Raw genomic sequence first — 18,176 nt, forward strand, 5'->3', positions numbered from 1 at the left:
ACGACCCTTTCGCATGAGGAAACCCGATGCTCGAGCTTGGCTCCGCCCCCAACGACGCCGCCCCCGCCGATATGATCAAGGACGTTTCCGAGGCGACCTTCATGGCCGATGTCGTCGAAGCCTCGATGCAGGTGCCGGTGATCGTCGATTTCTGGGCGCCCTGGTGCGGCCCCTGCAAGACGCTTGGCCCGCAGCTTGAAGCCGAGGTCGCGCGCCACAAGGGCCGCGTCCGCATGGCCAAGGTCAATGTGGACGAAAACCAGATGATCGCCGGGCAGATGCGGGTGCAGTCGATCCCGACGGTCTATGCGTTTTTCCAGGGCCAGCCGGTCGATGCCTTCCAGGGCGCGATCCCACAAAGCCAGATCAAGCAATTCGTCGAAAAGCTGGTCGCGCTTGGCGGCGATGACGGCGGCCTGGCCGAGGCGCTGGACGCCGCCGAGGCGATGATCGCCGAAGGCGCGGCCGAGGATGCGGCCGAGACCTTCCAGGCCATCCTGGGCGAAGAGCCCGAGAATGCCGCCGCCTGGGGCGGGCTGATCCGCGCCTATCTGGCCGCAGGCCATGCCGACCGGGCCGAAGAGGCGCTGGCGCAGGTGCCCGCCGCCATCGCCCATGCCGCCCCCGTCGAGGCGGCGCGCGCCCAGTTGCAACTGGCCCGGCAGGCCGCCAGCGCCGGCCCCCTGGACGAGCTGCGCCACAAGGTCGAGGCCGACCCGGCCGACCAGCAGGCGCGCCTGGACTATGCCACCGCCCTGCATGCGGCGGGCCAGGTCGAAGAGGCGATCGACCAGCTTCTGGAGGCATTTCGCCGCGACCGCGACTGGAACGAAGGCGCGGCCAAGGCGCAGCTTCTGACCATTTTCGACGCGATGAAGCCCACCGATCCCATCGCGCAAAAGGGGCGCCGCCGCCTGTCCTCGCTGATCTTCGCCTGACATGTCGCGCGGCATCGACCTGCCCGAGACCGTCGCGCTGTTTCCCCTGCCCGGTGCGGTGCTGATGCCCCGCACCCGCCTGCCCTTGCAGATCTTCGAGCCGCGCTATCTTCAGATGGTCGAGGACGTGCTCAAGACCCCCTCGCGGCTGATCGGCATGATCCAGCCGGCCGAAGGCGGGCTGGAATCCCTGGCCCAGGTCGGCTGCGCGGGCCGGATCGTCGCCTTTTCCGAACTGGACGACGGGCGACTGATGATCTCGCTTCGGGCGCGGTCGCGCTTTCGCCTGAACCAGGTGCAGCCCGGCTTTACCCCCTATCTGCGCGGCCAGGTCGATTGGTCCGGCTACGAAGGCGACCTGGCCCAGCAGCCCGAACAGGACGCGCAGTTCGAACGCAAGGGCTTCATGGCCAGGCTGGGCCGCTACATGGAACAGCGCAGCCTGTCCACCGACTGGGACGCGGCCGAAGCGTCCGAGCCCGAGATCCTGCTCAATTCCCTGTCCATGCTGCTGCCCTTCGCCCCCGAGGAAAAACAGGCCCTGCTAGAGGCGCCGACCCTGGCCGAACGCCGCGCCCTGCTGGAGGGGTTGCTGGAATATGCCCTGCATGGCGGCGACAACGAGGAGACGATCCAGTGACCGATGACCCGACCCAACGCGGCTATGACCGCCACATGCTCGAAGCGCTGGTCTGCCCGGTGACGCATGCGACGCTGCGCTATGACGCCCAGGCGCAGGAACTGATTTCCGAACCCGCCGGGCTCGCCTTTCCGATCCGCGACGGCATCCCGATCATGCTGCTGAACGAGGCGCGCCAGATCCGGGCCTGACCCAAGCGCCCCACGGGTCAAGAGGCGCAAATGTCCGAGCGCACCAGGAAGCGCCGCTCGCGGCCGTTGTCCAGGCTGAACATCCCCCCACGGCCCGGCACCACGTCGATCACCAGCCGGGTATGCTTCCAGGCCTGGTATTGGCTGGCCGAGATGTAGAACGGCATCCCCCCGATCTCGCCCAGTTGCACGTCATTGTCGCCGATGCGGAACTCGCCCTGCGGATAGCACATGGGCGAGGATCCGTCGCAGCAGCCCCCCGACTGGTGAAACAGCACCGGGCCGTGATCGGCGACGATCTCGGCCAGCAGCGCCAGGGCTGCGGAAGTGGCGGTCACCTGGTCCATGGCGCTTTCTCCGTTTGACAAATACTCCGCGGGGGTGCGGGGGCGCGAAGCCCCCGCCGCCAAGGCTGCAATCAGAAGAAGCCCAGCTTCTTGGGCGAATAGCTGACCAGCATGTTCTTGGTCTGCTGATAGTGGTCCAGCATCATCTTATGCGTCTCGCGCCCGATACCCGACTGCTTGTAGCCGCCAAAGGCCGCATGGGCCGGATAGGCGTGATAGCAATTGGTCCAGACCCGCCCGGCCTTGATGCCGCGGCCCATCCGATAGCAGGTGTTGGCATCGCGCGACCACACCCCGGCGCCCAGCCCGTAAAGCGTGTCATTGGCGATTTCCAGCGCCTCGTCCTGGTCCTTGAAGGTCGTGACTGACACCACCGGGCCAAAGATTTCCTCCTGGAAGATGCGCATCTTGTTATGGCCGCGAAAGATCGTCGGCTCGATGTAAAAGCCGCCCGACAATTCGCCGCCCAGGTCGGCCGCCTTGCCGCCGGTCAGCACCTCGGCGCCCTCTTTCCGGCCGATGTCCAGATAGCTGAGGATCTTTTCCTTCTGCTCGCTCGACGCCTGGGCGCCGATCATGGTGTCGCTGTCGCGCGGGTCGCCCTGCTTGATCGCCTGGACGCGCTGGACCGCGCGTTCCATGAAGCGGTCATAGATGGATTCCTGGACCAGAACCCGCGACGGGCAGGTGCAGACCTCGCCCTGGTTCAGCGCGAACATGGTAAAGCCTTCCAGCGCCTTGTCGAAGAAATCGTCATCCTCGCGCGCGACATCGGCAAAGAAGATGTTGGGGGACTTGCCGCCCAGCTCCAGCGTCACCGGGATCAGGTTCTCGCTGGCATATTGCATGATCAGCCGGCCGGTCGTCGTCTCGCCGGTAAAGGCGATCTTGGCGATGCGGTTCGACGATGCCAGCGGCTTGCCGGCTTCCAGCCCGAAGCCGTTGACGATGTTCAGCACGCCCGGCGGCAGCAGGTCGCCGATCAGGTTGGCCCAGACCATGATGCTGGCCGGGGTCTGCTCGGCCGGTTTCAGCACCACGCAATTGCCGGCGGCGATCGCGGGGGCCAGTTTCCAGCAGGCCATCAGCAGCGGAAAGTTCCAGGGGATGATCTGGCCGACCACGCCCAGCGGTTCCTGGAAGTGATAGGCGACGGTGTCGTTGTCGATCTGGCTGATCGAGCCGTCCTGGGCGCGCAGCACCCCGGCGAAATAGCGGAAATGGTCGATGGCCAGCGGCAGGTCGGCGGCCATGGTTTCGCGGATCGGCTTGCCGTTGTCCCAGGTCTCGGCCGTGGCCAGCAGTTCCAGGTTCCGTTCCATCCGGTCGGCGATCTTCAGCAGGATATTTCCGCGCTCGGCCGGGCTGGTCGCGCCCCATTTGTCCTTGGCGGCATGGGCGGCGTTCAGCGCCAGGTCGATGTCGCCGGATTCCGAGCGGGCGATCCGGCCGATCTCGGCGCCGGTGATCGGGGTGGTATTGGTGAAATACCTGCCCGAAACCGGGGCCACCCATTCGCCGCCGATGAAGTTGTCATAGCGTTCCTCGAAGGGCAGGGCGTTCACGCCCCGGAAAGGATGCGTCTGGTCGTTCGGCATGGTGTTCCTCCTGTCAGGCCGGCTCCTCCAGCCGGTTGTCCAGAAAGATTGGGCGCCGCGGGCCGCTCGGGTCAACGCGGGGTTTCGGCCCGCTTGCCCACCTGTTTCAGGGCCGAGACAGTTTGCCCGGATTTCCGTCGATGCCCAGCCGCGCCATGCGGCGGTAAAGCGTCGCCCGCCCGACCCCCAGCGCGCGGGCCGCGGCCGAGACATTGCCCTCGGCCCTGGCCAGGGCCCGAATCACCGCGGCCCGTTCGGCGCGCTCGAAGCCGGTCGCCTCGTCCTGCCGGCCCAGCAGGTCCGAGGCGGGGCGGGGCCGCAACCGCCCCTCTTTCTCAAGTCCCAGGGCGCGGCGGGCGGCGCGATTGGCGCCGATGGCCAGGTCGTCCTTGTCCACCGCGATCAGCAATGTGCCATCCCCGGCCCCTTCGGCTTCGGCGGTGACGATGCGCGCGCCGGGGAACGAGGCGCGAAAGAACGCCGCCTCGATCGCCCGCGCGCTATGGGCGACCTGTGCCGCGATCAGCGCGTTCAGCCGCTCGGTATGGTCGGCGCGGGCCGAGCTGATGTCCAGCGCCGCGATCAGCCGCCCGTCCGGGCCCCAGATCGGCGCGTCCATGCAGGACAGGCCGGTATTGCGGGCATAGAAATGTTCGTCGCGGTGGATCGTGACCTGCCGCCCCTCGGCCAGGCAGGTGCCGATGCCGTTGGTGCCCTGCACCTCTTCGGACCAGTCCATGCCGCGCCACAGGCCCCAGCCGCGAAAGGTGGCGGCGTCGCCCTGGCTCACGCGGTGTTCCAGCACGATGCCCTGGGCGTCGGTCAGCAGCAGGTTGCAGCCGGTCGGGCAGACCAGCTGGAAAAGCTGGTCCAGCTGCGGCCGGGCAACGGCGATGAAGCGGTCCATGCGCTCGACCCGTTCGGCCAGTTCGCGCTCGGTCAGGCGGCGGGGATCGGGCGGCCGGGTCGGGTCCAGCCCGTGCTTGACGATCGAGCGGCGCCAGCTTGCGGCCAGCCGGGTGACGGCGCCGGGCGATTGCGACGCCTGGACCACGCGATCCTCGTGGCGGGTTGCGCTGGGCGGTGCCGGGCGGGTCTCGGGCAAGGCGTCCTCCCCTTCCTTACGCGATGGCGCGATATTGCCCGCCCCGGCGCTGCGGGGCAAGCAATGCTTTTCGCGCCTCCTGCCGGATCAGGGCGTGACCGTGACCGTGCCGCTGTCCGACCAGGCGCGGAATTCGGGGCGATACATGTCCTCGACGCTGGCGGCCGGGTGGTGGAACTCGCCCTGCGTCACCGCGCGGACGATATAGGCCAGCCGGAAGCTTTCGGCCGAGGTCCAGGTCAGCGCCGCGGCAAAGCGGTCGGCGCGGAACTCGGTCATCTCGGCCGCGGTCTCGCCCTCCAGCCAGTCCAGCGCCGAAACGTCGCCGGCGCGCAGCAGGTTGGGGTTGTCGATCTCCCACCCGGCGGGCAGGGGGTCGGCGATCACCAGACGGCCGCCGCCTTCGGATTGCGGCGCGATTTCCAGCACCACGACCATGCGGGTGCCCTGCTGCACCTGCGCGGGGTCCAGCGCCTCGCCCTGCATGCTGTAATAGCGCCGGGCGATGCCATAGCCCTTGCCGCCGGCCGCGACTGGACCCGCGGGCTTGCCGGTCGCGGTCAGCGTCACCTCCAGCGCGTCTTCGCCGGTATTGGCGATGGCGGCATCGGCCGGCAGGCTGGCGACCGGCTGGGTCAGGGCCACCCCGTTCAGCGTCGCGGGCGGTGCGGCGCCAAACAGCGACTGCGCCGCCATGACCGTCCAGACCGATTCCTGCGTGGACAGGCTGCGGCCGTCCTGTTGCGCCTGCGCGATGCGCTCGGCGATCTGGTTGGTCAGGTCGGTGGCATCGACGGCCTGCGCCCTCGCCTCGGCCGCCAGCGCCAGCACGGCGGTGGCGTCGCGCAGCCGGGTGCCGTAATCGGCGCGGAAGGCATGGGGTTCGGGCGCGCCCAGGTTCAGCAGGTTGCGCGCCTGCGCGAACATCCGGTCCGCCCGCCCCTGGTCGCCGTAAGAGGCCAGCGCCGCCCCCAGGCTGGCCGCCCCCATCGGGGTCGAGAACGAGCCGGCCGCCGTGTCGGCGTAATAGCGCAAATCGCCCACCGTTGCCGCCCGTTCCCGCGCCAGCACCGCCAGCGCATAGGCCAGCGCCGCGTTTTCCTCGGCCGAGGCGGCGGCGGGTTCGGTGGCGTAATTGGCGCGGTTGCGCAGGTTGTCGATGGCCATGCGGAAGCCGGTTTCCGGCACCTGATGCCCCGCCGCCCGCGCCCGCGACAGGAAGTCGGTGACATAGGCTTCCAGCCACAGGTCGCCCGAATCCGCCGACCACAGCCCAAATCCGCCGTTCGAGCCCTGCCGGGTCAGGATCCGGGTGATCGCCTTGTCCACCTGTTCGGCCGCATCGCCGCCCTCGACCCCCTCGGCGGCGGCAAGGCCGGGCAGGTAGATCAGCGGCATCGCGCCCGAGGCCAGTTGCTCGGTGCTGCCATAGGGATAGCGCGCCAGCCGCATCAGCGCGCCGGCCACGTCCAGCCGGGCATAGGGGCCAAGCGCCGCCGTCACCTGGGCGCCGGGCAGCAGGCCCTGCGTCAGGCTGGCGGGCACGGTCAGGCTTTGCCCCGGCTCGACGACCAGCCGGTCCTGGCGCTGGATGTCGGCCTCGTTCAGCGCGATGGGGATGGCGATGTCCTTGGTCAGGTCCTGACCATCGGGCGTGGTCAGCACCAGCCGCAGGTTGGCGGTGCCAAGCGCCTCGGTCGCGGTGACGGGGATGTCCAGCCGCGCCTCGGCCTTTTCGCCAAGCTGCACCTGCGGCTCTACCGCATAGGTCAGCCCGCCCTCACCGCCGACCTGCGACAGCGCCAGCCGCACCTCTCCGGCCGGGCCAGAGGTATGGGTCAGCCGCAGCCCCAGCCGGGCGCTGTCGTTCGGCGCAAGAAAGGCGGGCGCGGTCACGGTCATCACCACCGGATCGCGCACCAGGACCGAGGCATCGGCCTGGCCCACGCCCTTTTCCGACCAGGCCACGGCCATCACCCGCAGCTCGCCGTTGAAATCGCCCACCGGCACCTCGACGGTGGCTGTGCCGTCCTCGTCCAGCGTCACCGGGCCGGAAAACCAGCTCATCAGCTTTTCGGTGGGCGGCGGCGCCTCGGCATTGCCGGCAAGGCTGGCGTCGCCCCCCTGGCGCAGCGCGCCGTCCGGCGCCCCGGTGGGCAGGATCAGCCGCCCATAGAGGTCGCGCAGCGCCACGCCCAGCCGGCGCTGGCCGAAGTAATGCTGCGACGGATCGGGCGGCTGGAAGCGGGTCAGGTTCAGGATGCCCTGATCGACGGCGGCGACGGTCGCGTGGACCGTCTGGCCTGCCGCGCCCTCGACCTTCAGCGTGACCGGGACTGTGCCGCGCGGGCGGGCCTCGGCCGGGGCGGTGATGCTGGCGGCAAGCTTGCGGTCGCCGGGATCGACGGCGGCATGGGCCAGCCCCAGGGCGCGCACCGGCTGGCGATCCCCCGGCCGCGCCTCGCCCAAGGGGCGGATGGCGCTGACGGTGACATAGACCCCGGCGCCCCAATCGTCGGACACGGGCAGGTCGATCTGGTTCTCGCCAGCCTTCAGCGCCACGGTCTGCATCGAGACCAGCCGGTTCGACAGCACAGAAACCAGGCCCAGCCCGTCGGCAGCCGCCTCGACCCGGACGCGGGCGGTATCGCCGCTGCGATAGGCGGGCTGGTCCAGAACCACTTGCAAGCGGTCGGGCGTTTCGGTTCCCGCATTGGCGGCGGCGCCCCAGCCGGCATAGAACCGCGTCGAGCTTTGCCCGCCCGCGCCGGATGCCGGCTCGGCCACCAGCTCATATTGGCCCCATTCGACGGGGACGGCGATCTCGGCCGGGGCTTGCCCCGGCTCGGCCTCCCCCTCGGCGATGCGGGTGCGCGAGGTGATCGCCTCCCAGTTCCATTGCCCGCCCAGCGAATACCATTGGTAATCGGTGTCGATGCGGTTCAGCACCCAGCGCAGCGGCTCGGCCACGGGTTTCAGGTCGGGGCCGACCGCGACCAGCGCGAAACGCGCCTCGGCGTTTTCCGAAACCGTGTCGCCTTCGAAAAGCGGGCGGATGCCGGCGACCGGGGCTTCGGGCATGACCACGCGCGATTCCGTTCGCTCGACCGGGCGGCCGGCGCCTTCGCGGATGTCCAGCACCAGTTCGGCCTGGACCGGACGCGGCCCAAGCTCGCCGGCCGGGGGCAGCGTGACCTGCGCCTGGTAATTGCCTTGTGCGTCGGTGGTGCCTGGCGGCAGGCTGTCCGTAACCGGCGCGCTGTCGTCGTCGTGGCGGCCAAAGACATAGCCGTCGAAACCATCCAGGCTGCGGGTCGGGGACAGGCGCAACTGCCCCTCGACCGGCAGGTTGGCGGCCGGGGCGCCGAAAAGCCAATGCGCGTCCAGCGACAGATCCAGCGCCGCGCCGGCGCGAGCCGGGCCCTCGGGCAGGCGCGGGGTAAAGTCGATGCGTTCGGGCAGGAAATCCTCGACCAGCAGGCGCGCGGTGGCCAGGGCTGGGCCGTCGGCCTCGGCGCGCAGTTCCATGCGCCAGGTGCCGCGCGGGGCGGTGGCGGGGATCTGCCAGGCGACCACGCTGCCGCCGGCGCCGGCGTCTTGCGCGGGCAGGCGCGCCGCCTCGACCCCGTCGGGGCGCAGGATCACCGCGGTCAGCGGCAGGTTTTCCAGCGCGCGGGCATCGGCATCGCGGGCCAGAATGGTGGCGTTCACCGTCTCGCCCACGCGATAGGCGCCGCGGTCGGTGGTCACGAACAGGTCGATGGGCGGCGCGGGGGGCTGGCCCTCGACCCCGCGGTCGGACAGGTCGAATTCGGGGTCCGACAGCGACAGGAAGGCCATGTCGCGGGGTGCGCGATCCGTCCCTTCGCCCTGCCAATCCGTCACCGTGACCAGCGCCGGCGCCGCGCCGTCGCGGCCCATGGCAAGCCCCGGCGCGAAATGCGCCAGGCCCTGGTCGTCGGTCACGGACTTGGCCAGCACCTCGTTCGAGCGGCTGACCAGCGCCACCTCGGCCCCCGTCTTGGCGGCGGTATCGGCCAGGCTGCGCACCGCAACGGTCAGCCCGTCCGCGCCCGAGAAGGTCGAGATCCCGAAATCCGAGATCACGAACCATTGCGTCGCCAGCCCGGTATCCTGGACGGCCTGGTTCTGGATCCCGGCCTCGACGATATAGATGCCGGGCTCCAGCGGGCCGGCCTCGGCGGGGATGGCAAGGCTGGTGGTCAGTTCCTGGTTCAGCGTCCGCTGCCCCATGGGTTTCGCCACCTGGGCCGTGCCCTTCCAGACCTCGCGCGCCATGCGCTCGCCGAAGTAATCCGCCTGCCAGCTGTCCAGGGGCTTGGCGAACATGTCCTCGGCCATGGCGCGGATCAGGTTGCGGTCGGAAATGCGCAACAGCCGCAGGTCGATCGCATCGGCATTGACCGTGACCATCGACAGCCGCTGGTCGCCCGAGGCGGGCAGCACATAGGCCCGGCCCGGAAAGCGCACCGAGGGTTCGCGGTCGCGCACATAGCCCTTTAGCGTCACGTCGCGGGCCAGCACCTCGCCATCGGCGGCGGGCAGGCCGGCGCGCAGGGTCAGTTCCACCGCTTGCCCATGGGTCAGCCCGGCGACGCACAGCCGGTTGCCGTCCGCCTCGACCGTCAGGTCGCGGCCGGGCAGGCGCAGGAAGGGCGCGTAATCCGTGCCCTCGGCCAGTTCGCGCGACATCACTGCGCAGAAACGCGGCTGCTTGCCCTCGGCTTCCGCCTGGCTGTCGGTGACGCGCAGCCCGTGGCGGGCCTGCGATTCCTCCAGCGCCTGGGCGATGGCATCGTCGCCCGGCGCAAGCGCGCCGGCCAGGCGCAAGGCGGACAGCGCGTCGCGGCCGCGGTCCTGCCGTTCCCAGGCCATGGCCAGCCAGGACAGCGCGCGCGCCGCCACCGCATCCTGGTCCGCGCGCAGATAGGCGTTGATCGCCATCAAGGCGATGGATGCCGATGCCTCGCGGTCGTCGGGGTCGCTGGTGTAAAGCGTCAGCCGCGCCAGGTTGGTCCAATCCTCGGCCCGGTCGTCGCGGGCGGCCAGCGATGCCATGATCCGCGCTGCCCCCGCCAGGTCGCCCGCCCGTTCCGCATCCGCGGCGGCATCGCCCGCATCGCCCGCACCCAGCGCCGGGTGCAGGGCAGGAAACAGGCGCGCCTGGCTATGTGCCGCCTTGCGGTCCTGCGCACCGATAAAGGGCGCGGCGGCGGCGCGCGATTCGGCGCGCAGCCGCGCTTCGGCCGAGGGGGTCGCGACATGGCCCGAGACCGCGCCCGCGAAGGCCGCGGGCGCGCCCGCATCGCCGCCCTTGGGAAAGCAGGCGCGCGAGCGCTGGTTATAGGTCAGCGCCCGGCAGTCCTGGTTGCCCAGGCAGGCCTGGACACAGGCTTGCAGGGTGGTGTCGAAGATCGGGCCAAGATCGCCGCCGGGCAGGTCGGTATCGGCCTGCAAGGACAGCCGCCGTTCCGGCAGCGGCGCGTCCTGCGCCAAAGCGCCGCCCGCGACCAGAAGCCCGGTCAGGGCTGCTGCGATGAAACCGTGCCGGACGGGATGTGCCATGGCCTTGCTCCTTCTGCGCGCGTCACAGTTGTGGCATCCGGTCGCAGGCTAGGCAACTATTCCCATTCCAGTTCGGCATAGGCGGCGGCGGCGTTGCGCGCGGTGGTGGCCCGGAAATCGGCCCAGCCTTCGGCGGCGGGCTGCATCGCCACCACGATGGCCGGGATCGCCCGCGACAGCGGCAAGCCGGCCCCGATGGCCTTGCGCGTGGCGTCGCGCAGCGCGGTCAGATAGTGCCGTTCCGGGGCCACCGCATCGTCCCAGTTTTCCATCACCGGGCCGTGGCCGGGCACGATCAGCGCCGGCAGGGGGTCGGGCGGCGTGGCGATCCAGTCCAGCCAGCCGGCCAGCGATCCGTCAAGCGACGGCGTCAGGCCCAGGAACACCAGGTCGCCGGTGAACAGCGTGCCCGTTTCCTGGTCCAGCACCGTCATGTCGCTGCCGGTATGGGCCGAGGGCACGGGGGTCAACTGCAATTGCCGGTCGCCCAGCGACAGCAGCCGGGGCGCTTCGACCCGCTGGTCCACGGCGGCGATCCTGGTGCCGGCAAAGGCTGCGGCGCCGATCTGGCGCGGGGTCGACATCATCCAGCTTTCCGCCCGGCGCGCCACCGCTTCGGGCAGGCGGGCATCGGCGACGATGCTGGCGCCGGCTTCGGAAAACACCTCGGCGCCCAGGATGTGGTCGGGATGCATATGGGTCAGGATCAGATGGCTGACCGGCTTGTCGGTGACCTGGCGGATGGCGGCGTAAAGCGCCTCGCCCTCGGCACGGCTGCCGCCTGCGTCGATGACGGCGACGGTGTCGCCGATGACAAAGGACAGGTTGGCGATCCGCCCGCGGTTCTGGGTCGAGACCTGGGCCATCGCGCCCTGATGCACATGGATGCCCGGCGCCACCTCTTGCGCGGTCAGGGCCGGCAATTCGCCGGTTTCCACGCAGCGCACCGGGCCGCTGCCGGCCAGATCGGGATGGCGCGCCAGCCAGTCGCTGGCCACGGGCCCGGCGCGCAGTTCGCAATCCTCGCGCGTGGGGGCGTCGCCGGCGGGCAGCAGGCGGGACTGGCAGGTGGCGGGCTGGGCTGCCAGACAGGCGGCCAGGACCAGGTGAAACATCCGCATTCCTTTCGCGGCGGCGACGCTAACACAAGCCCGCGACCGGCGCCATCTACGACCTTTGGCGTGTTGACTGGCAGCCAGAGCGGCTTAGCATCAATGCTGGCCGTATCCTGCGGCTTTTCGAGGAGGAGAAAACATGGCCTGGACGAAACCCGCGCCCAAGGAAATCGCCTGCGGCATGGAAATCAACATGTATGCACCGGCCGAAGACGAGCCGGTCCTGTTCTAAACCGCCGGCAAACTTCCCTGGCCCGGCTTCCGGCTGACCGGGGGCCGGGCCTGCCGGAGCCTTTCCCATGCGTATCGTGATTCTCGGCAGCGGCGCCGGTGGCGGTGTGCCGCAGTGGAACTGTGGTTGCCGCAACTGCGAGGCCGCGCGCGACGGGCGCATTCCCGCCATGAGCCAAAGCGGGATCGCCGTGTCCGCCGATGGCCGGGACTGGGCGCTGGTCAATGCCTCGCCCGACCTGCGCCAGCAGCTTGCCGGGGCGGCGGCGCTGCGGCCCCAGGGGCTGCGCGGCACGCCCATCCGCTCGGTTCTGGTCACGAATGGCGACATCGACCATGTCGCGGGGCTGTTGACGCTGCGCGAAGGCCAGCCCTTCGATCTGTTCGCCACCCAGGCGATCCATGGGGTTCTGGCCGCCAATCCGATGCTGGCGGCGCTGGATCCGCATCTGGTCGCCCGGCGCGAGGTGGCGCTGGACCAGCCCTTCGAGCTGGCGCCCGGCCTTGCGGCGACGCTTTTCGCCGTGCCCGGCAAGGTGCCGCTTTACCTTGAGGGCGAGCGGGTCGAGACCGAGCTGATGGGAGAGCAGACCGTAGGCGTGGAACTGGCCGGGGGCGGGCGGCGGGTATTCTATATCCCCGGCTGCGCCTCGGTCCCCGGCTGGCTGCGTGAACGGATCGCCGGTGCGGACGCGCTGCTGTTCGACGGCACGCTGTGGACCGATGACGAGATGCTGCGCGCGGGCCTTGGGGCCAAGACCGGGCGGCGCATGGGCCATGTGCCGGTATCCGGCCCCGGCGGCAGCCTGGAGGCGCTGCGCGGCTTGGACCTGGGTGCCCGCATCTACGTGCATCTGAACAATTCGAACCCGCTGGTCGATCCGGCCAGCCCCGAACGTGCGCAGGCGCAGGCGGCGGGCTGGCAGGTGGGCCATGACGGAATGGAGATCGCGCCATGAAACTTGCCGACCATCAGGCCCAGACCCGCGCCGAGTTCCACGAGCGGCTGCGGCGCATCGGCGCCGAGCGCTATCACGACCGCCACCCGTTCCACAAACGCCTGCATGGCGGGCAATGCAGTCCCGACGAGGTGCGGGCCTGGGTGATCAACCGCTGGCAATACCAGTCGCGCATCCCGATGAAGGACGCGGCCTTCCTGTCGCGGGTCGAGGATCCGCAGCTACGCCGCATCTGGCGAAGTCGCATCGAGGATCACGACGGCGGCACCGATCAGGGCGGCGGCATCCGGCGTTGGCTGGCGCTGGCCCGCGCCGTCGGCCTTGACCCCGATTACGTCGCCAGCGGCGTGGGGGTGATGCCGGCGACCCGCTTTGCCGTCGATGCCTATGTCCGCTTCGTGCGCGACATGCCGCTGCTGGATGCCGTGGCCGCCAGCCTGACCGAGATGTTCGCGCCGAAAATCCATGCCGAGCGGATCGAGGGGCTGCTCAAGCATTACGATTTCGCCGACGATGCCAGCCTGGCCTATTTCCGCAACCGGCTGTCCGAGGCGCCCAAGGACGTGGAATTCGGCCTGAACCATGTGCTGGACCATGCCGATACGCTGGAAAAGCAGGACGCGGCGGCGGCGGCGCTGGTCTTCAAGACCGATGTGCTGTGGGCGCAGCTTGACGCGCTGTGGCACGGCTATGTCGAAGGCAATATCCCCCCCGGCGCCTGGCGTCCGGGCGAGGGGCTGCTGGACGCCGCCATCCCCGAGCCGGCCCCCGAGGCCGCGGGGGCCTCATGAGCGGGGATCGCATCAGCGGCGCCGCCGTGCCCTATCTGCCGCGGGGCGTGCGGCTGCATGACGACCGCGTGCGCGGCATCCGCGTGCTGCTGGCGCCTGAACGGGTGATCCAGCTTGACCCGGTCGGCCATGCCATTCTGTCGGAACTGGACGGCAAGCGCAGCCTGGCCGAGGTGGTGCTGACGCTTTGCACCCGCTACGAGGCCCCGCCCGAGCAGATCGAGGGCGATGTGCAAGAGTTCCTGCGCGACCTGATGGACCGGCGCATGGTGTTTCTGGAGCAAGAGCCAGAGGGGGCCCAGCCATGAGGGATGATCCCGCCCCGCGCGACATCGACGGCAATCCGGTCCGGGTCGGCCTGCCCATGGCGATGCTGGCCGAACTGACGCATCGCTGTCCGCTGGCCTGCCCCTATTGCTCGAACCCGGTCGAACTGACCCGCGCCAGCGCCGAGCTGAAGGCGGCGGAATGGGCGGATGTGTTCCGCCAGGCCGCCGAGATGGGCGTCTTGCAACTGCACCTGTCGGGCGGAGAGCCTGCCTCGCGCCGCGACCTGGCGGAAATCGCCACCGCCGCCCGCGACGCAGGGCTTTACGTGAACCTGATCACCTCGGGGATCGGGCTGACCGAAGCGCGGCTGCGCGAATTGGACGGCGTGGTCGATCATATCCAGCTTTCGCTGCAAGGCATCGACGCCGAGATGGCCGACTGGATCAGCGGCTATGGCGGCAGCTTCGCCCGCAAGATGCAGGTCGCGCAATGGGCCCGCGCCATCGGCTTTCCGATGACGCTGAACGCCGTGGTGCATCGCCAGAACCTGGACCGCCTGTCCGAGATGATCGACCTGGCCGAGGGGCTGGATTGCCGCCGCATCGAGGTGGCGACCGTGCAGTTCCACGGCTGGGCCGACCTGAACCGCCGCCCGCTGATGCCCACGCAAGAGCAGGCGACGCGGGCGCGGGCGGTGGTGGACGAGGCCCGCCAGCGCCTCAAGGGCCGCATGGTCATCGACTATGTGCCCGCCGATCATCTGGCGTCGTTCCCGAAAAGCTGCATGGGGGGCTGGGGCTCGACCGGGCTGAACGTGGCCCCTGATGGAACGGTGCTGCCCTGCCACGCCGCCCAGACCATCAAGGGGCTGGCATTCGAGAATGTGCGCGATGTGCCCCTGGCGCGGATCTGGCACGACGGCGCGGCCTTCAACGCCTTTCGCGGCACCGCCTGGATGCCCGAGCCCTGCGCATCCTGCGAGCGGCGCGAGATCGACTTCGGCGGCTGCCGCTGTCAGGCCATGGCGATGGCGGGCGACGCGCGGGCGACCGATCCGGTCTGTTCGCGGTCAAGCCTGCACGCACAGCTTCGTGCCGAGGCCGAGGCCGAGGCGGCAAGCGATTCCACCGTGCTGGTCTATCGCCGCATGACACGGGAGAAGCGCGGATGAGACCGGCTTGCCTGCTTGCCGCCCTGATCCTGGCGCCGGGGGCGCTGCTGGCCCAGGTGGCCAATCCCATGCAGCCTTCGGCCCTGTGGGATGACATGCGGCTGGCGGTGATCGGCACGGATCAGGAACCGCCGGTCGATCCGTCGGTCCTGGACCTGGACGCGCCGCCGCGCGCCGACAATCCGGCGCTGGTGCCGGTGCGCATCACCCAGCCGCCGGGCGCGCCGGCGATCACGGCGCTGGCGCTGGTGGTGGACGGCAACCCGGCGCCGGTCGCGGCCGAGTTCACATTCGGCAAGGCGCTGATGCCCCTGGATTTCGAGGTGCGGGTGCGTGTCGATACCTATTCCGACCTGCGCGCCATCGCCACGCTGGAGGACGGGCGCAAGGTCATGGCCGGCCGTTTCGTCAAGGCGTCGGGCGGCTGCGCGGCGCCGGCCGGCAAAAGCATGGACGAGGTGCGCGCCACCATGGGCGAGATGCGTTTCCGCGCCGCCGAGGAAGACGGGCGACAGGTCGGCACGCTGATGATCCGGCACCCCAATTTCTCGGGCCTGCAGCGCGACCAGGTGACGCTGCTGACCATCCCGGCCGAGTTCATCCAGACGCTGGAGGTCAAGCAGGGCGATGCGCCGCTGTTCACCATGCAGGCCGGGATCTCGATTTCCGAAGACCCGGTGTTCCGCTTTGCCCATGCGCCGGGCAAGGGGCCGGTGACGGTCCATGCCGAGGATACCGACGGCCGGACCTGGGATCAGTCCTTCTGAAGCTGCGCGGGCTGGCCGGCCAGGTGCAGCACCCGCGCGTCCAGCGCCGCCGCCTCGGCCGGGTCATGCGTGACCAGAACCAGGCCGGCGCCGCTGCGGGTCAGCAGCGCAGCGGTCAGCGCCAGCATCCGCGCCGCCGTATCCGCGTCCAGCGAGGCGAAGGGTTCGTCCATCAGCAGGATGTCGGGCCCGGCGGCAAAGGCGCGGGCCAGCGCCAGCCGCCGTTGCTGGCCCAGCGACAGCTGGCGGGGGAACTTCGCCTCGTGCCCGGCCAGCCCGACCTGCGCCAGCCAGTCCCGCGCCGTGGCCGCATCGCAGCCGGTCGGGATGGTGATATTCGCCACCGCGTCGCGCCAGGGCAGCAGCACCGGTTCCTGGAACACCGGGGCCAGGCGGTCGGCGCCCTTCAGCCGGCCGCGAAAATCCGCGTCCAGCCCGGCCAGGATGCGCAGCAGCGTCGATTTGCCGATGCCCGAGGGACCCAGGATCGCCACCCGCTCGCCCCGCGCGACCAACAGCGCCAGCGGCCCCAGCACCTGGCGCGGGCCGAAGGACTTGGCCTCCAGTTCAAGCCGCATCCTGCCTCCAGCGATTGGCGCGCCGTTCCCACGGGCGCAGCAGGAACAGGTCGATGGCCAGCATGACCGCGACAAAGGCCAGCGCCCAGGCCAGCACGCCGGTCACGTCGAAGCTGGAAAACAGCAGGTGGATCTTGAAGCCGACCCCGTTCGAGCGGCCCAGGAACTCGACCACCAGCACGATCTTCCAGATCAGCGAGATCCCGGCCCGCGCGGCCGAGGCGAGATGCGGCGCAAGCTGCGGCAGCACGACATGGCGCAGCCGCCGCAGCGGCGGCATCCGAAAGGCGCGGGCCATGTCGCCCAGGTCGGGGCGCAGCGCCCGCGTGCCCTCGCGCACCATCACCGTCACCACGGGGATCTTGTTCAGCGCCACGGCCAGGATGGCGGCGGTTTCGTTCAGGCCGATCCAGATATAGCACAGCACGATCACCACCAGCGCCGGCACGTTCAGCAAGATGATCGTGGCCGGGTTCAGCCAATGGTCGACGGCGCGCGACCGTCCCATCCACAGCCCCAGCGCCACCCCCGCCGCCATGGCCAGCGCAAAGCTGGCGGCGACCCGGAACAGGGTCATACCGGCGTTGAACCACAATTCGCCGGTCGCGGCCAGCCGGCCGATTCGCGCCGCGACATGCCAGGGCGCGGGTAAGGTCTGGGGCCGGTCGGTCAGTTGCGACGCCAGGGTCCAGATCAGCACCAGCGTCAGGATCGACAGCACCCCCGGCACAAGGCCCGGACGCAGCGCAGAGGGCTTGGGAAGCTGGGCCAAGGCGGGCTTACTCCGGCCACCAGAACAGGCCCTCGGGCAGGGCGGCAAGCCCGCCGGTCAGTTCCTCGCCGCCAAGCGCGGCCATGGTGGCGAACATGCTTTGCGCATCGGCCGCATCGACCGGGCCGGGTGCGGGAATGCCGGCGCGCCAGCCGGCCTTCAGCGCCTGGAACTCGGCCTCGTTTCCGGCCTGCATGATCGGGCGCAGCTCTTCCCAGGCGGCATCGTCCTGGGCCAGAAGATCCTTGGCGGCGCGGGATGCGCGCGCCAGCCCCGCCGACAGCGCCGGGTTGGCCGCGATCCAGTCGTCGCGCAGCACATAGCCCAGAAGCGGCGTCGCCGGCTCCAGCCCCAGATCGCGCGCCGCGGCCTGCACCGAAATGATCTCGCGCATGCCCTGCGCCTGCATCCGCGCCTGGAAGTGCCAGAAGTTGATCGCGGCGTCGATCTCGCCCGTCTCGGCGGCATTCAGGATCATCGGCGGCGCGCCGAACACCTGCCGGGTGATATCGGCCAGGTCCTCGCCCAGCTTTTCGCGCGACCAGGCGCGCAGGATCAGCCAGCTTTTGTCCACCGGCCCGCCGGCGATGCCGATCTTCTTGCCGCGAAGGTCGGCCAGCGACTGCGCGGCGCTGCCCGCCGGCACCATCAGCCCGCCCACGGCGGTGGAATAGGGCAGGATGCGAAAGCCCGTGCCGCGCGCCCGCTGCTGCGCCACCCACAGGAAGTCCGACACGATGGTATCGACCTCGGCCCCCTGCATGGCGACCTGGGTGGCGGGGTTGCCCGCCAGGACCAGCGTTTCCAGCCGAAAGCCGTTCTGGGCATCAAGGCCGCGGCGGCGGATCGTTTCGGTTTCCCAGGTGACGGTGCCGTTTTCCAGCGTGCCGATGCGGATCGCCGGGACTTGGGCGCGCGCCGGCCGCAACATCGGCGCGGCCAGGGACAATGCCCCGGCCAGCAGGGTGATTCTGCGCGTGATCCTCATGCTTGGTTCCCCCGTGCTGCGGCCAAACTGTCATGCGCCCCGATTTCCGCCAATACAACCGAAGTCGTAGCCGCAAGCCCGGCCCAGGGCTTAACGGGCTTGCGCCGGCGGGCAGGGGACTTAAGATGG

17 protein-coding genes are annotated in these 18,176 nt (G+C 70.0%); 9 read left to right on the top strand and 8 right to left on the bottom strand.

The genetic code is table 11. The annotated features are described in order from the left end of the window. The first annotated feature begins 26 nt into the window (after nucleotides 1-26). Genes trxA through F3H32_RS04830 form a run of 3 tightly spaced genes read left to right on the top strand, consistent with a single transcriptional unit; the run spans nucleotide 27 to nucleotide 1,769 of the window. Nucleotides 27-938 (top strand): thioredoxin, encoded by a 912-nt coding sequence (trxA, locus tag F3H32_RS04820; RefSeq protein WP_149764845.1) that lies wholly within the window; start codon nucleotides 27-29, stop codon nucleotides 936-938. Nucleotide 939: 1 nt separating this feature from the next. After that, complete coding sequence (locus F3H32_RS04825) at nucleotides 940-1,578, top strand: LON peptidase substrate-binding domain-containing protein (protein ID WP_115755220.1); 639 nt, start codon at nucleotides 940-942, stop codon at nucleotides 1,576-1,578. A 35-nt stretch (nucleotides 1,579-1,613) separates the two neighbouring features. After that, nucleotides 1,614-1,769, top strand: coding sequence for a Trm112 family protein (locus F3H32_RS04830; RefSeq protein WP_115755223.1), 156 nt, complete (start codon nucleotides 1,614-1,616; stop codon nucleotides 1,767-1,769). 17 nt (nucleotides 1,770-1,786) lie between these two features. On the opposite strand, the gene F3H32_RS04835 is transcribed toward F3H32_RS04830, so the two are convergent. From F3H32_RS04835 to F3H32_RS04855, 5 genes are all read right to left on the bottom strand, one after another. Beyond that, the gene (locus tag F3H32_RS04835) at nucleotides 1,787-2,116 is read right to left on the bottom strand and encodes a DUF779 domain-containing protein (protein WP_149764846.1); all 330 of its coding nucleotides are present in this window, start codon (nucleotides 2,114-2,116) and stop codon (nucleotides 1,787-1,789) included. A 71-nt stretch (nucleotides 2,117-2,187) separates the two neighbouring features. Beyond that, nucleotides 2,188-3,714: an aldehyde dehydrogenase gene (gene adh, locus F3H32_RS04840; protein ID WP_149764847.1), complete on the bottom strand. Its 1,527-nt coding sequence runs from the start codon at nucleotides 3,712-3,714 to the stop codon at nucleotides 2,188-2,190. A gap of 106 nt (nucleotides 3,715-3,820) precedes the next feature. After that, nucleotides 3,821-4,819 carry a helix-turn-helix domain-containing protein gene (locus F3H32_RS04845; protein WP_149764848.1) on the bottom strand — a complete coding sequence of 333 codons (999 nt, stop codon included), beginning with the start codon at nucleotides 4,817-4,819 and terminating at the stop codon, nucleotides 3,821-3,823. 87 nt (nucleotides 4,820-4,906) lie between these two features. Then, a complete protein-coding gene (locus F3H32_RS04850) occupies nucleotides 4,907-10,405 on the bottom strand; it encodes an alpha-2-macroglobulin family protein (RefSeq protein ID WP_149764849.1) in 5,499 nt (1,832 codons plus the stop codon). 56 nt (nucleotides 10,406-10,461) lie between these two features. Beyond that, a complete protein-coding gene (locus tag F3H32_RS04855; protein ID WP_149764850.1) occupies nucleotides 10,462-11,520 on the bottom strand; it encodes a quinoprotein relay system zinc metallohydrolase 2 in 1,059 nt (352 codons plus the stop codon). A 139-nt stretch (nucleotides 11,521-11,659) separates the two neighbouring features. Between F3H32_RS04855 and pqqA the strand changes: the two genes are divergently transcribed. The 6 genes from pqqA to F3H32_RS04885 all read left to right on the top strand — a co-directional run bounded on the left by pqqA (nucleotide 11,660) and on the right by F3H32_RS04885 (nucleotide 15,709). Beyond that, on the top strand, nucleotides 11,660-11,752 hold the full coding sequence (gene pqqA / locus F3H32_RS04860) for a pyrroloquinoline quinone precursor peptide PqqA (RefSeq protein WP_024843519.1): 93 nt from the start codon (nucleotides 11,660-11,662) through the stop codon (nucleotides 11,750-11,752). Nucleotides 11,753-11,819: 67 nt separating this feature from the next. Beyond that, entirely contained in the window at nucleotides 11,820-12,710 is an 891-nt protein-coding gene (gene pqqB / locus F3H32_RS04865; protein ID WP_149764851.1) for a pyrroloquinoline quinone biosynthesis protein PqqB, read from the top strand. Further along, nucleotides 12,707-13,501 carry a pyrroloquinoline-quinone synthase PqqC gene (gene pqqC / locus F3H32_RS04870; RefSeq protein ID WP_115756569.1) on the top strand — a complete coding sequence of 265 codons (795 nt, stop codon included), beginning with the start codon at nucleotides 12,707-12,709 and terminating at the stop codon, nucleotides 13,499-13,501. The genes pqqB and pqqC overlap by 4 nt, the downstream gene beginning before the upstream one ends. Then, nucleotides 13,498-13,809, top strand: a complete 312-nt coding sequence (pqqD, locus tag F3H32_RS04875; RefSeq protein WP_149764852.1) for a pyrroloquinoline quinone biosynthesis peptide chaperone PqqD — start codon at nucleotides 13,498-13,500, stop codon at nucleotides 13,807-13,809. The genes pqqC and pqqD overlap by 4 nt, the downstream gene beginning before the upstream one ends. Continuing rightward, nucleotides 13,806-14,942, top strand: coding sequence for a pyrroloquinoline quinone biosynthesis protein PqqE (gene pqqE / locus F3H32_RS04880; RefSeq protein WP_149764853.1), 1,137 nt, complete (start codon nucleotides 13,806-13,808; stop codon nucleotides 14,940-14,942). Before pqqD ends, pqqE begins: the two co-directional genes overlap by 4 nt. Then, complete coding sequence (locus F3H32_RS04885) at nucleotides 14,939-15,709, top strand: quinoprotein dehydrogenase-associated SoxYZ-like carrier (RefSeq protein ID WP_149764854.1); 771 nt, start codon at nucleotides 14,939-14,941, stop codon at nucleotides 15,707-15,709. The genes pqqE and F3H32_RS04885 overlap by 4 nt, the downstream gene beginning before the upstream one ends. Here the strand turns inward: F3H32_RS04885 and F3H32_RS04890 are convergent. From F3H32_RS04890 to F3H32_RS04900, 3 genes are read right to left on the bottom strand one after another with little or no spacing between them, the layout of a single operon-like run. Next, nucleotides 15,697-16,287, bottom strand: a complete 591-nt coding sequence (locus F3H32_RS04890; RefSeq protein WP_149764855.1) for an ATP-binding cassette domain-containing protein — start codon at nucleotides 16,285-16,287, stop codon at nucleotides 15,697-15,699. The genes F3H32_RS04885 and F3H32_RS04890 overlap by 13 nt on opposite strands. Beyond that, nucleotides 16,277-17,059 (bottom strand): ABC transporter permease, encoded by a 783-nt coding sequence (locus F3H32_RS04895; protein WP_149764856.1) that lies wholly within the window; start codon nucleotides 17,057-17,059, stop codon nucleotides 16,277-16,279. Before F3H32_RS04895 ends, F3H32_RS04890 begins: the two co-directional genes overlap by 11 nt. Nucleotides 17,060-17,066: 7 nt before the next feature. Then, nucleotides 17,067-18,047: an ABC transporter substrate-binding protein gene (locus F3H32_RS04900; protein WP_149764857.1), complete on the bottom strand. Its 981-nt coding sequence runs from the start codon at nucleotides 18,045-18,047 to the stop codon at nucleotides 17,067-17,069. Nucleotides 18,048-18,176: the final 129 nt, after the last annotated feature.

Origin of the sequence: Paracoccus thiocyanatus (assembly GCF_900156255.1) — a bacterium.
GTDB classification, from domain to species: Bacteria; Pseudomonadota; Alphaproteobacteria; order Rhodobacterales; family Rhodobacteraceae; genus Paracoccus; species Paracoccus thiocyanatus.